The organism is Bacillus sp. TH19, from assembly GCF_016651075.1.
GTDB classification, from domain to species: Bacteria; Bacillota; Bacilli; order Bacillales; family Bacillaceae_G; genus Bacillus_A; species Bacillus_A mycoides.
On the sequence record NZ_JAEKEO010000005.1, the window covers coordinates 66536 to 80679 of the forward strand.

At 35.5% G+C, this 14144-nt stretch carries 16 protein-coding genes; 2 read left to right on the forward strand and 14 right to left on the reverse strand.

Features of this window, described 5'->3' with window-relative positions:
* Window positions 1-33: 33 nt before the first annotated feature.
* The 6 genes from hppD to JFU54_RS02955 form a co-directional block, all read right to left on the reverse strand.
* Window positions 34-1152, reverse strand: a complete 1119-nt coding sequence (hppD, locus tag JFU54_RS02930; protein WP_000810917.1) for a 4-hydroxyphenylpyruvate dioxygenase — start codon at window positions 1150-1152, stop codon at window positions 34-36.
* Between the two features lie 310 nt (window positions 1153-1462).
* Complete coding sequence (locus tag JFU54_RS02935; protein WP_001083697.1) at window positions 1463-1573, reverse strand: DUF3948 family protein; 111 nt, start codon at window positions 1571-1573, stop codon at window positions 1463-1465.
* Window positions 1574-1615: 42 nt separating this feature from the next.
* Complete coding sequence (locus JFU54_RS02940; RefSeq protein WP_002029425.1) at window positions 1616-1732, reverse strand: DUF3948 family protein; 117 nt, start codon at window positions 1730-1732, stop codon at window positions 1616-1618.
* Window positions 1733-1767: 35 nt separating this feature from the next.
* Window positions 1768-1875, reverse strand: coding sequence for a DUF3948 family protein (locus JFU54_RS02945; protein ID WP_000664237.1), 108 nt, complete (start codon window positions 1873-1875; stop codon window positions 1768-1770).
* A gap of 44 nt (window positions 1876-1919) precedes the next feature.
* Window positions 1920-2036, reverse strand: a complete 117-nt coding sequence (locus JFU54_RS02950) for a DUF3948 family protein (protein WP_000654250.1) — start codon at window positions 2034-2036, stop codon at window positions 1920-1922.
* A 35-nt stretch (window positions 2037-2071) separates the two neighbouring features.
* Complete coding sequence (locus JFU54_RS02955; RefSeq protein WP_001058532.1) at window positions 2072-2182, reverse strand: DUF3948 family protein; 111 nt, start codon at window positions 2180-2182, stop codon at window positions 2072-2074.
* Window positions 2183-2655: 473 nt separating this feature from the next.
* On the opposite strand from JFU54_RS02955, the gene JFU54_RS02960 reads away from it, so the two are divergent.
* On the forward strand, window positions 2656-3528 hold the full coding sequence (locus tag JFU54_RS02960) for a Cof-type HAD-IIB family hydrolase (protein ID WP_201063709.1): 873 nt from the start codon (window positions 2656-2658) through the stop codon (window positions 3526-3528).
* Between the two features lie 181 nt (window positions 3529-3709).
* Here the strand turns inward: JFU54_RS02960 and JFU54_RS02965 are convergent, their stop codons facing one another.
* From JFU54_RS02965 to JFU54_RS02990, 6 genes are all read right to left on the reverse strand, one after another.
* Window positions 3710-4675, reverse strand: a complete 966-nt coding sequence (locus tag JFU54_RS02965; RefSeq protein WP_088293676.1) for an ABC transporter ATP-binding protein — start codon at window positions 4673-4675, stop codon at window positions 3710-3712.
* A complete protein-coding gene (locus JFU54_RS02970) occupies window positions 4672-5652 on the reverse strand; it encodes an ABC transporter ATP-binding protein (RefSeq protein WP_002091396.1) in 981 nt (326 codons plus the stop codon). The genes JFU54_RS02965 and JFU54_RS02970 overlap by 4 nt, the downstream gene beginning before the upstream one ends.
* A gap of 10 nt (window positions 5653-5662) precedes the next feature.
* Window positions 5663-6586, reverse strand: coding sequence for an oligopeptide ABC transporter permease (opp4C, locus tag JFU54_RS02975; RefSeq protein WP_000451066.1), 924 nt, complete (start codon window positions 6584-6586; stop codon window positions 5663-5665).
* Window positions 6587-6598: 12 nt separating this feature from the next.
* Complete coding sequence (locus JFU54_RS02980; RefSeq protein WP_201063711.1) at window positions 6599-7555, reverse strand: ABC transporter permease; 957 nt, start codon at window positions 7553-7555, stop codon at window positions 6599-6601.
* Window positions 7556-7658: 103 nt separating this feature from the next.
* Window positions 7659-9386 carry an ABC transporter substrate-binding protein gene (locus JFU54_RS02985; protein ID WP_201063712.1) on the reverse strand — a complete coding sequence of 576 codons (1728 nt, stop codon included), beginning with the start codon at window positions 9384-9386 and terminating at the stop codon, window positions 7659-7661.
* Between the two features lie 243 nt (window positions 9387-9629).
* Window positions 9630-11333, reverse strand: a complete 1704-nt coding sequence (locus JFU54_RS02990; RefSeq protein ID WP_201063713.1) for an ABC transporter substrate-binding protein — start codon at window positions 11331-11333, stop codon at window positions 9630-9632.
* Between the two features lie 233 nt (window positions 11334-11566).
* Between JFU54_RS02990 and JFU54_RS02995 the strand changes: the two genes are divergently transcribed.
* Window positions 11567-11764: a hypothetical protein gene (locus JFU54_RS02995; RefSeq protein ID WP_201063714.1), complete on the forward strand. Its 198-nt coding sequence runs from the start codon at window positions 11567-11569 to the stop codon at window positions 11762-11764.
* Window positions 11765-11779: 15 nt separating this feature from the next.
* Here the strand turns inward: JFU54_RS02995 and JFU54_RS03000 are convergent, their stop codons facing one another.
* The gene (locus tag JFU54_RS03000) at window positions 11780-12925 is read right to left on the reverse strand and encodes an ABC transporter permease (protein WP_002124789.1); all 1146 of its coding nucleotides are present in this window, start codon (window positions 12923-12925) and stop codon (window positions 11780-11782) included.
* Window positions 12926-12936: 11 nt separating this feature from the next.
* Window positions 12937-14133 carry an ABC transporter permease gene (locus tag JFU54_RS03005; RefSeq protein ID WP_201063715.1) on the reverse strand — a complete coding sequence of 399 codons (1197 nt, stop codon included), beginning with the start codon at window positions 14131-14133 and terminating at the stop codon, window positions 12937-12939.
* Between the last annotated feature and the right edge of the window lie 11 nt (window positions 14134-14144).

A 14144-nucleotide genomic window follows, 5' to 3' on the forward strand; every position in this document is an offset into this window, starting at 1 on the left:
CAACAAAGGAACTCTTGCTGGTGGATACAAATTTTATAAATTTCCGCGACGCTCTTGTTCTCTTTCAATTGATTCGAATAACGCTTTAAAGTTCCCTTCGCCAAATCCACGAGAACCTTTACGTTGGATGATTTCAATAAATAGAGTTGGACGATCTACAATTGGTTTCGTAAAGATTTGTAATAAATAACCTTCTTCGTCACGGTCTACTAGAATCTTCAATTCTTTTAATCTATCAATTTCTTCATCAATTTTCCCCACTCGTGCAGTTAACTCATCGTAATACGTATCTGGCGTATCTAAAAACTCCACGCCATTCGCACGAAGCACTTCAATTGTTTTTACAATGTCACTTGTTAATAAAGCAAGATGCTGTACACCCGCTCCGTTATAGAACTCTAGATATTCTTGAATTTGTGACTTTCTTTTTCCGTCTGCTGGTTCATTAATTGGAAACTTAATACGGCTTCCATTCGTCATAACTTTTGACATTAATGCCGAATACTCTGTGCTAATATCATCATCGTCGAAATGGATCATTTGTTTAAAGCCCATAACATTCTCGTAATAACTAACCCACTCTTCCATTTTCTCAACGTTACCAACTACATGGTCTACAGCAATTAAACCGGATTCTTCAAATGGAATATTGAACTCTACCTTTTGAAATCCTGGCATGAATGTTCCTTTATAATTTTTACGCTCTACAAGCGTGTGAATTGTATCACCATACGTACCAATAACCGCTTTTTTCAATGTACCGTCCTCATCTGTTAACTCTTCAGGAGGAGCAATCGCAACAGCGCCACGTTTTACAGCTTCAGAGTATGCTTTATCAACATCATCAACAAGTAAAGCCACATCTTTCACTCCATCACCATGAGTCTTTACAAACTCTGCAATACGACTATCACTACTTAAAGCTCCAGACACAACAAAACGCATATTTTTTTGCACAAGAACATAAGATACCTTTTCACGGTTTCCTGTTTCTAATCCAGAATAAGCTACAATTTTGAATCCAAACGCTCTCGCAAGATAATAACTTGATTGCTTTGCATTCCCTACGTAAAATTCCAAATGATCTACATCACGTACCGGAAAAAAGTCCTCCATTTGTGCAGCTAGCGTATCCATAGATTTTTGTTTCATAATATCTTCATCCCCCTGTAAATAGATTAAATGGTCCATACTTAAAACCAACCGAAAACGCTTCCAACATCAATTAATAGAAATTAGTTAGCAAGCTAACAATTTCCGACCTTTAAAATTTTCTATCTTTTCTGTCAAATTCCTCTTTTTTTCTTACATATAAAATTCGACTTTTTTCTCTTTAAAGTAAGGGGAAAATATTAATACTTGAAGTTATATATGAGAGGAAAACAAAAAAGACTCCAACATATTAACTACTTACTAATACGTTAGAGTCTTTATTTTTTTTGAATGATTGTATTTATATTTTTCATACTAATATATTTGCAAGGAATAGAATAAATGATGTTAATATTACCGCTCCGCCTAATGATCCTAATAAATCTGTTTTTGTTACTTGTAACACTTGTTCACTGTTCATATTCCTCATTCTCCTTTCATTTTGTACAATTTAAAACTTTTATTATACTAATACGCTTGATAGAAATACGATTAATGCTGTTAATACTACTGCTCCGCTTGCTGATCCTAAGAAATCACCTTTTGTTACTTGTAATACTTGCTCTTTCATATCTTTCATTCTCCCTTCATTTATCTTTTGTTACAAAACTTCTATTATACTAATACGCTTGATAGAAATACGATTAATGCTGTTAATACTACCGCTCCACTTGCTGATCCTACGAAGTCACCTTTTGTTACTTGTAATACTTGCTCTTTCATATCTTTCATTCTCCCTTCATTTATCTTTTGTTACAAAACTTCTATTATACTAATACGCTTGATAGAAATACGATTAATGCTGTTAATACTACCGCTCCACTTGCTGATCCTACGAAGTCACCTTTTGTTACTTGTAATACTTGCTCTTTCATATCTTTCATTCTCCCTTCATTTATCTTTTGTTACAAAACTTCTATTATACTAATACGCTTGATAGAAATACGATTAATGCTGTTAATACTACTGCTCCGCTTGCTGATCCTAAGAAGTCACCTTTTGTTACGTTTAATACTTGCTCGTTGTTCATATCATTCATTCTCCTTTTTTATAAGTTATCTATATGTAATTACTAAGAAATGATTAATTCATAGTTTTCATGTTAACGTTACATTGAAATTAATTACGTAACGTTTGTAACATTAATGTAACATAACTATTATTACGTTGCAATATAATTACGTAAATTTTATTACACTTTTTTTACGTTTTTTTAAATAAACACTCAAAAACCTTGTTTTAATGCGTTTTCTACTACAATCACATTTGTAACACTAGTGTAACATTAAGGTCATAAAGCGAAATATAATATTATTCATCTCTATTTTGTTAAAAACCAAAGTGAAACTTTAATCAACGAGAGTTCCATCCCCTATTAATTATTCCCCTCACCAATCGCACTTTTACTAGAAATTAATGCGGGATAAAATACTATCTTTCCAAGATAAGTTTATATGTTTCCTCTATATAACTATGTATAATGGAAACAAAGAGGTGGTCATTTTGAAATTAATCGCACTAGATATGGATGGTACACTACTATCATCTAATCTTGAAATCTCCAAAGAGAACTTACAAGCTATCCAAACCGCAAAAGAGGCTGGTCATATTGTAATGATTTGTTCTGGCCGCGCGAAAGAGGATACTTTGAAATTATTGGAAGAATATAAACTATCTCTTCCAGTTGGAGCAAGCAATGGGGCAATTGTTTATGTGGACGGAAAAGTAATTAACTCGCGTTGTTTACAAAATGATAAAGTATACAAGCTTGCAAAATTACTAGAATCTGAAAGTTTTCCATATAAGTTGTACACAAATAAAGGGGTTTACTCTCCTTATACATGGCAAGATCAAGTTATGCAGGCATTCGAAGAAAACAAGCATACACTAGATGTTACACTTGAGGAACTTGAAAGAATTACAGAAAAACAAAAGAAATCAAACTTAATTACTGATTTCCAAAAAATCGAAGATGTCGTAAATAATCCAGAATTAGAAATATCTAAATTCTTCATTTTAACATTTAATGCTGCTCATCGTTCACAGCTATTGCAAACTTTACAAGAAGATACGGATATTTCAGTTACCGCATCAGCTCCTACTAATGTAGAAATTATGGATAAGTATGGCCATAAAGGCAATGGTTTGCAAGAAATGGCAGCTTATTTCAATATACCAATTGAAGATACTGTTGCAATCGGTGACAACTTTAATGATGTGCCAATGCTACAAGTAGCCGGCTTATCAGTTGCAATGGGAAATGCCGAAGAAGATGTCAAAAAACTATGTGACGTTGTAACATTAACAAACAATGAACATGGTGTTGCTCATGCAATCGAGCAGTTTGTATTGAAACAAACTTCATCTAGTAAATAAAGTTCAACTTTAATCAGAGGTGGGGTTCCTCTGATTATTAGTTGAACCAATCGGGCTTTTACGGGCAGTTAATCTCCCACCTAACTTCCCCGCATGTGTCGAATTTTCAGGTGGGAGTCTTACTGCCCACAAATAGCGGGGTAAAAAAAGGACTCTTTCACTTTTTGAAAGAGTCCTTTTTTTACACATGGTGACAAGCAACAAAATGATCTTCACCCACATTACGAAATTCTGGTACATTCGTTTTACAAACATCTGTAGCAAAGGGGCAGCGCGTATGAAAACGGCAACCTGACGGCGGATTTGCCGGACTTGGAATATCCCCTTCTAAAATAATCCGTTCTCGCTTAACTGTTGGATCCGGTATTGGCACTGCTGATAACAATGCTTTTGTATATGGATGAAGCGGATTCGCAAATAACTCATCACGTGGTGCTGTTTCCACAATAGTTCCTAAATACATAATTCCAATTTTCGTACATAAGTGCTCCACAACACTTAAATCATGTGAAATGAATAAATAGGATAATCCCTTTTTCTCCTGTAATTCACTAAATAAATTAATGATTTGCGCTTGAATAGATACATCTAATGCCGCAACAGGCTCATCAGCCACAATAAATTCTGGATCTAATACCATTGCCCTTGCAATAACGATACGTTGACGTTGCCCACCGGAAAACTCATGAGGGTACCGGTCAATATGATACGGCGCTAAACCACATAACTCCAATACTTCTATCACCTTTGCACGGACATTTTCTTTCGTCGCTAGTCCGTGAGCCAACATTGGCTCACCAAGCGCTTCTCCAATTCTCATTCTTGGATTTAATGAGCTAAATGGATCTTGAAAGACGAGCTGCATATTAGGACGATGCTTTCTCAGCTCTTCTTTTGATAAAGCATGAACATCTTGACCTTTAAATTTCACTTCACCTTCTGTTTTTTGAACGAGACGGAGAATTGTTTTTCCTATCGTCGTTTTCCCACTTCCAGACTCTCCTACAAGGCCAAACACTTCTCCTTTATCAATTGTAAAGCTTACCCCATCTACCGCTTTCACATGTCCAATCGTTCTACTAAATACGCCGCCCTTAATCGGAAAATACGTTTTTAAGTTCTTCACTTCTAATAATGGTTCACTCATTGCCCAGCACGCTCCTCATATAACCAACAAGCTACTTTATGATCCTCGTCATGCACATTAAGATTTGGCGCTTCATTTTTGCATATTTCCATGCAATGTTCACAGCGACCACTAAAGTAGCAAAACTCATCTAAGCCAACTAAATTTGGAACTTGCCCTGGAATAGAATAAAGTTTATCTGTTCGTTTCCCCATTACTGGTTTTGATTTTAGCAACCCTTGCGTATATGGATGTTTCGGATTTTGAAATATTTCTAGTACCGGTGCCTCTTCAATAACTTTTCCACCATACATAACAACAACGTAATCAGCCATTTCCGCTACAACACCTAGATCATGTGTAATTAATAAAATGGACGTTTTAAATTCCTCTTTTACTTGTCTTAGTAAGTCTAATATTTGCGCTTGAATCGTAACGTCTAGAGCTGTTGTCGGTTCATCTGCAATTAATAACTTTGGATTACAGCTAAGTGCAATAGCAATCATAATACGTTGTAACATACCACCGCTTAATTCGTGCGGATAAGAATGGACAATTTCATCAGCACGAGCAATACCAACTTTACGAATTAATTCAATTGCTTTTTTGTATGCTTCGTTTTTGCTAAGTAGTTCATGCTCTCTTAACGTCTCAACAATTTGCTCTCCAACAGTAAAGACCGGATTAAGTGATGTCATCGGTTCCTGGAAAATCATCGCGATATCATTTCCTCTTAAACTACGAAGTTCTTTCTCTTTCATTCCTAAAAGACTTTTTCCTTCATAAAGAATATCACCACCAACGATGCCGCCAGATTCAGCAATAAGTCCCATAATAGATAAAGCCGTTACACTTTTCCCGCAACCTGATTCGCCTACTACACAAACTGTTTCACCTTCTCGAACTGAAAAGCTAACATGATTGACAGCCTTTACTGTACCTTCTTCCGTCTGAAAGTGTGTTTGTAAATCCTTTAGCTCTACTACTGCTCTACTCATGCTTTCTCACCTACCGCTTCATCTTTGGATCTAATGCATCACGAAGTGCATCGCCAAGTATATTAATTGATACAACTGTTATAAAGATTGCAAAACCAGGCGGGATCCATAACCACGGACGCTTTTGGAAATCGATTAATGAGTTTGCTGCACTAATCATATTTCCCCACGATGGTGTAGGCGGGACAACGCCAAGTCCTAGGTAACTTAGTGCAGACTCTCCTAAAATAGAACCTGCAACACCTAATGTGGATACAACAATTAATATCGGCAGAACATTTGGGATTAAATGATATACAATTTTCCGGTAATCGTTTATCCCGAGTACATCAGCAGCTTGCATAAACGATTGTTCTCGCAGCGATAAAATTTGACCTCGTACGAGGCGTGCAAGTCCTGGCCAACCTACTAAACTTAAAATGATCATAATGACATAAAGACGATAATCAGATGGTACTTTCCATTCTGATAAAATAGCTCCCATTATAATAAGTAACGGTAATCCTGGCATCGACATTAAAATATCCGCGAGACGCATTATAATATTATCGACGATACCACGGTAGAAACCTGCAATCGCTCCTAATAAAGCACCTAGTATAACGGATAACACCATTGAGGCTAAGCCAATTGTTAATGAAATCCGTCCTGCTTGCATAAGCCTCGTTAAAATGTCTCTTCCTAATTGATCTGTGCCAAGCCAATGAGAAAAACTAGGTGGTTTGTTAATTAGCGTAACTTGTATTTTTCCTGATGCATACGGTGAAAAGAATGGACCAATAAAACAAAATAAAAACATAAAAACTAATGCGTAAAATCCTATAAGTGCCATTTTATTTTTCTTTATCCTTTTAAAAGCTTGCCTCCACGGCGATGATTCATTCCTTCTTTTCTTTTTTTCTTTTTTTTCCGTAGTTGCTGTAACAGTTTCCATCTCTTTCCCCCCTTACTTCAACCGAATACGTGGATCAACAACTGCATATACAATATCCGCTAAAAAGTTTGAAACAATTGTCAAACACGAAAGAAACATCGTAAATGCCATTAATACCGTATAATCACGAAAATTTAATGCTTCTAATTGAATATTACCGATACCTGGCCAGTTGAAAATTTGTTCTATAATAATTGCCCCTGAAAACAACCCTGGTAATTCAAATGCAAGCAATGTAATAGCCGGCAAAATTGCATTTTTTAATGCATGTTTATAAATAACGGTCTTCTCCTTTAAACCTTTTGCTCTAGCCGTTCGAATGTAATCTTGCCGTACAACCTCTAACATACTCGTTCTAAAATAACGAGTTAATGAGCCAACTCCTAGAAGAGTTAAAATAAATACGGGTAAAACCATATGCTTTGCAACCTCTATTCCGTAAGCAAGCCCAGTTGAATTACTCCCAACATCAATCATCCCGCCTATCGGTAACAGCTTAAAGTCAACCGCAAACACTTTAATTAAAAACAAACCGATAAAGAATGAAGGAAATGACATCGCTGCAAATACACCAATTGTTACAAGCTTATCGAATAAAGAATGTTGCTTTGTCGCTGAAAATACACCGATAATAAGTGCAATTAGCCAAATAAAGAACAATGCATTAATCGCAACAATAAACGAATTCCATATAAATTTATTTAATAATGACGTTACAGATTCTTGATATTGAAGAGAAAAACCAAAGTCCCCCTGCAATGCATTACCTAGCCAGTGAAAATATCGCTCAACAATGGGTTTATTCAATCCATACAATTCCCTAAGTTCAGCTGCTCTTTCCGGTGTAATCTTCGGGTTTGAATCAATATAATCTCCTGGAAGAAGTGCGAACAGGAAGAAGATAATAATCGATGTCCCCAACAGTGTAGGAATCATTTGTAACAGCCTACGAATGATATATGTTTTCACCCTTTTTCTCTCCAATCTTATGCTTAAAATAGAAGAACATTTTTTCAAAGCGGCACACTACTTGCCGAATGAAAAAATGTCTTCTACTTATACATTCTTCTCGTTATTTTTCGATAGATAGAGCTGGTAAGTTTGCACTAATACTATTGTATTTTTCAGGGTCAATTCCTTTTATATTCCCGTTATAACCAGTAATTGTTCTACGATAGTTTAATAGAATTACTGGTGGATCATCACTTAATTCTTTATACAGTTCTTTATAGATTGGTTTACGTTTTTCAATATCTACCGTTTCAATACCTTTTTGAATTAACTCATCTACTTTTGCATTTTTATAACCAAGACTCTTCTCATTGACACCCGACAAATATTCACCAGCTGTTTCACTCGGATCACTTGTAATCGGTGTCGAAACAGAAGCTAAATCATAGTCACCTTTATTTACCTTCGAAAGCATAGTATTAAAGTCCATAAATTCAGGGTTAAATTCTACACCTATTTCTTTATAATTCTCTTTTGCAATCGGAATTAATAAATCGCTATCTTTAGCCGAACTTGGGCCGAAATAAGAAAGCTTTAATTTTTGACCATCTTTTTCACGAATTCCATCCGAACCAACTTTCCATCCTGCTTCATCTAATAATTTTTTCGCTTTTTCTTTGTCGTATTCATATTTATTAACTCCTTCTTCCGTATAAGCCCAAGAAGTTGGATGAATTGGTACATTAGCTACCGTACCGTATCCTTTCAATGCTGTATCAACATATTTTTTACGATCTAATCCGTAAATAAGTGCTTGACGAACCTTTTTATCCTTTAAGTACGGCTTATTATTATTCATATAAATATAACTAAATGACGCTGCTGTTTCGATTTGGATATTTGCAAATTCTAAAGCCTTAGCCTGTTCAAGAACTTCGTCACCAGTACCTAGGCCAGTGTAGTCAACCTCACCTGTTTGGAATAATTGAAGCTTCGTATCACCAGAAGTAATTTTATAAATGAAGTTTGGAATTTTTGGTTTACCCGCATAATAATTTTCATTTGCTACAAATCGCACTTCTTGCCCTGGGATATACTTTTCAAATTTATACGGACCCGCAGCTATCGGTTTTTCATATAACGCTTTTAAGTAATCTAAACTTGCATTTTGTTTATAATCTTTTCCATAATAAGCTTTTGATAATACCTCTCCACCTAAGGCTGTTAGTGCCTGTGAATTAACTTTTTCAGTTGTAATTTTAATTGTCTGTGGATCAACAACTTGAATTCCTTCAATAGAAGTTGCTTTTCCTTCTTTATATTCTTTACCACCTTTAACAGCATATTGAGAAATGTCTTTGTCACCCTCATATGCCTTATCATGTAAAAGCGTCAATGTGAACGCTACATCATCTGCTGTTAATGGTGAACCATCGCTAAATTTCAAATCTTTACGTAAATGGAATGTATATGTTAACTGATCAGAGGAAATATCCCACTTCTCAGCTAATTCTGGAGTTGGTTTTCCTTGTTTATCTGTAGATACAAGGGATGCAAAAATAACTGAAGTGACGTTTCCATCCCAACCATTTTGTTGGAAATATGGTAAAAATACGCCGCCTGGTTTACTAATGCCAACTACTAACGTATCTTTTCTATTCTTCGCTTTATCTGGTACTTTCGTCTTATCTGTCGCAGCAATATTTTCAACTTTTATATTTTTTAAATCTTGCTGTTTTACTGGTTCTGTAGAAGCCGTATCCTCCTGTCCCCCACAAGCAGATAACACAAGCGAACTACTCAGTAATACCGAAAATACACCAGCCCATTTTTTTGTCTTTTTCTTCATTGTCCCCACCCTAACTTTTTTTTAATAATTACACCTTATGAACTGCTTGCCTAATGTATGCCTCCCACAGCAACATTTTATAGCCAATCGGAAAAGTCGGTTTTGGTTATAAAAAAATAGTTGTTTTTGAGGGGTAACAATCTTATTCCGACCTTTCCGGTAGACTTTATGGTTATTAGCTTATATCTTTCAGTATATTTTGTCAATTATTTCTATATAAATATTTCGATAATTCCCCAAAAATTATTGAGCAATATTCAATTTAGGTAAACTTAACAAAATACCATTATAATTATCTTCTTGTAATCCTTGAATTCGTGCATTATGTGCAGACACGACTTTACTATTGTTTAAGAAAATAACAGGTGGATCTTCACTTAACTCTTGATATAGTTTTTTATAGATTTCTTTTCGTTTTTCAATATCCAATGTTTCTAATGCCTGCTTAGCTAATTCATCTACTTTCGGATTATGATATCCATCATAATTACGCTTACTTGTCGAAACAAACTCCTCAATTGTTCCGCTCGGATCATCAATCATCGGTGTGGAGACCATCGCTAAATCATAATCTCCTTTAATTACCTTGGAAATCATCGTATTAAAGTCCATGTATTCAGGATTGAAATCTACCCCAATCTTTTTATAATCCTCCTTCATAACGGGGATCATCACATCATTGATTTTACTTGCAGAAGAAGCAAAATAACTTACCTTCAATTTTTGGCCATCTTTTTCACGAATACCATCTGATCCAGCTTTCCACCCAGCTTCATCGAGCAATTTCTTCGCCTTTTCTAAATTATATTCGTATTTATTGATTCCTTCTTCTGTATACGCCCACGAAACTGGTGTAATTGGTACATTAACGAGTGAAGCGTATCCTTGGAAATATGTATCAATGACCTTTTGACGCTCTAATCCATAAATAAACGCTTGGCGTACACGTTTATCTTTAAAGTATGACTTCTTATAATTCATTTTAATGTAACCGTATGAACTTCCCGTATACACATTAACATTAGCAAAGCCTAACTCTTTTAATTGTTCAATCGTCTCCGCATTTGTCGTGAAGCCATCATAATCTACTTCGCCCGCTTGAAATTGTTGCAGCTTCGTATCACCTTTTGTAATTTTATAAATAAAGTGCTCAATCTTCGGTTTACCTTCAAAATAATTTTCATTTGCTACAAAACGAACTTCTTGACCTGGAATATATTTATCTAGTTTATAAGCTCCTGCTCCCATCGGTTTTCCATATAACTCTTTTAAATACTCTAAATTCCCTTGCTTATATTCTTTACCGTAATAAGCTTTTGATATAACTTCTCCACCAATTAACGATAATGTTTGGGCATTTACCTTTTCAGTTGTAATCGTAATTGTTTTCGGATCGATGACTTGAATCCCCTCAATAGATGTAGCCTTTCCTTCTTTATATGCTTGCCCACCCTTTATTGCTGTTTGGCTTATGTCCGTTGCACCACTATAAGTTGGATCATGTAGTAAAGTTAATGTAAATGCTACGTCATCCGCTGTTAACGGTGAACTATCACTAAACTTTAAATCATCTTTCAAATGAAACGTATATGTAAGCTGATCCTCCGAAATATCCCATTTCTCCGCTAGAATTGGAATTGGTTTCCCCTCCTTATCCAATCCAACGAGAGGAGCAAAGATAGCTTGTGTTATATTACCATCCCACCCATTTTCCATAAAATGCGGAAGGAATATCCCGCCAGGGCTCGGCATTCCCACTACAAAGGTATCCTTTCTTTCTTTTGCCTTTGCTGGACTTTTTGCTTTGTCACTCGCTTTAATAAACTCATCTTTTACTTTCGGCATCTTTGTTGCTTCATTTGTACTTGTCTCTTCTTGAGCACATCCTGCTAATAAAACCGATGTACTAAAAAACGTAAAAAGTAACCCTTTAAAAACCTTTCGCATAATTCTCACCCTTACTTTCCTGTTTTTTTATTAAGTGGTAACATAACGCCAATTCTGTAACTATCTTTACTTTACCTATAAAAATAGTATGAATTAATTTCAAGATTATTCCTTTTCACTAGTTATGTCAATCCTTGCTAATTGATGTCTTTCAAAAAATAAAAAACACCTTCTATTACCTAATAGTCCCGCATAGAATAATAACAATTAACTACCAAGAAGGGGGCGAAAATATGGACAACCTATTCCAATATGTCCTGCACTATGTATTATTAACAATCATAATAGTCGGGGCGTTATTACTATTCCCTTTCTTCCCAAAGTTCGTCCTCTTTTTAGCTTTTTTTATTATGCTCGGGATCGCTATTATAATTTCAACAAGGGAAGATACCACACAAAAAGAAAGCAGAGTTCAGCGCATAAAGCTGTAACTCTGCTTTCTTTTTTCAGTCATAACGTATTCTTGTTAAACCAATTACGAAAAATACTCCTGCAAATAAAATGAGTATACCAATATATCCTCCTATATCAGCTAATGTACCTCCCCTTACAATTAACTCAGTAAAGCCACGCATCGCCCACGTTTGCGGAACAAAATTTGCCGCCGCTTGCATCCATGAAGGCTCAATTTCAATTGGCCAATAAAGACCACCAATCATACACGTTGAAATTACAACGATATTCCCTAGTGCGGACTGCTGTTCTGTTGTTTTCACGATACTTGCCAATAATAAAGCTAGACCAATAACCGCTAATAGCAATACTGAAACGAGTGTAATAACCCCTAATAAATTTCCCCACTGCACATCAAATAATGAATGCGTTAATATCATTAAGACACCAAATTGAATCCACCCTATTAAAAAGAAGGAAAGGATATATCCTGCTAGTATTTGAACTTTTGAAACTGGTGCCCCTAATAAACGAGACCAAACACCAAGTTGTCTAGCTTTCAAAATAGTTCCCGTCGCACTTAACATGACAATCATGACGAATAGAATTGAAAAACCTGCCGCTCGCCCTGTAACGTTATTTAACTTTTGATCATCGTGTAAAATCAATTCTTTTTGAATCGAAACAGGATCTATTTTTGTATAAATTGTTTCATACATCGTTTCCCACGAAGTGTTACTTTTCTTCTCAAAATCTCTTGCTGCACTAACTTCTATCTCCATCTTTTTTAATGCACTTGCTAATACTTGCTCTACAGAAGTTCCACCCGTAAAATCAGCACTGGCTTGAAATTGGATATTTTCTACTTTTCCATCTAGCATACTCTTTTGAAAATCTTTCGGAATGATGATTATACCAGATGCTTTCTTATCTTCGATCCTCTGTGTCCCTTCCCTATACGTTACCTTTTCTATAGAAATTAAATCACTTTTCTTTATTTCCTCATAATACTTGCCAGATAATACAGAACCATCTTTATCTACTAAACTAATATTTACTTTCTCATTCCCACTTCCGCCTAAAAGTCCACCGAATATGAGTGTAAAAATAATAGGCATTCCAAACATGAGTATATAACTTTGTGGCTTAATTAAAATTTGTTTTAATTCTAGCCAACAAAGCGCCCAAACTTTCTTCATCATTTCCCCTCCTATCTCGTACGTAAACGTAACGTTCCAATCATAACGGAGATAATTCCTGCACTACATAAACTTAAAATGACAGGGAATAGCACATCCCAAGATGTTCCCGACATAATATTTAAAAAGCTCGTAAGTGCCCATTTATTCGGAGCAATATTTGCAACTGTTTGAAGTGTATCGGGAAATACGTAAATCGGTAACATTGATCCTCCTAATATAGCTAGTATTTGAATACCGATTCCCCCCATTAAATCTGCCGTTTTTTCCTCACGAATAAAAGCGGCGATTAACATAGATAAACCAGAAACACAAATTGCATAAGAAATTCCCAACACTACTATTTGAGACACATCTTCGCCCCATTCCACATGAAACATAAAGTGTGTAGCAACTATAAATATTCCAAATTGTATACAGGCAAATAGTAATGTACCTAAAAACTTCCCGAATAAAATTGAAAATGAGCTCGTCGGTGTACTGAACAAACGCGCCAATGTTTCAGTTCGTTGCTCTGTTACAACTGACTTTGCACCTACTGTTATGTTATATAGTAAAAACATGACTAACATTGCTGCTGCATAATATTGCATCGCTGCAACTGTTTTTTTGCCTATCGTTCCTTTTTGGATGTTATCCATACTTGCAGTTGCTATCGTCTGTAGACTTCCACTTACCTCTTTTGCAACTTGTGCTACATCACCATGTTGAGATTTCGCTAATTCTGTTACAACACTTTTAGTAGATACTGCGACTGTTTGAACACGTTCTGAAAAAGAGCGGATCATTGACTCAGCAATTTTTGCTTGTATATCTTTTGATGGGTCTATAAGCACCTTTGGTTCTTTTAATTTTCCATCTTGTATTTGTTCGCTCCATTTATTTGGGATGACAATTCCTACATCTATTTTCTTTTCCTTTAACATATCTTCAAGCTCTTCCCGAGAGTTAACTACCTTTACTTTCACATCATCTTTTATTTCTTTAGATTGCAATACATCTTTTTGAAAGACATCTGCAAACTCATCCGTTCCCTCTTGATAATAGCCAATTACTGTTTTCGGTAGTCCACCACTCTCAAATACATTACTTAATGCTGAACCTAAAATGGCCGTTAATACAAGTGGCATAATTAACATCATCATAAATCCGCGCCGATCAATTAAACGGATTTTTAAATCTTTCCATGCAATAATGAAACTTCTCATCTCGTACTAAC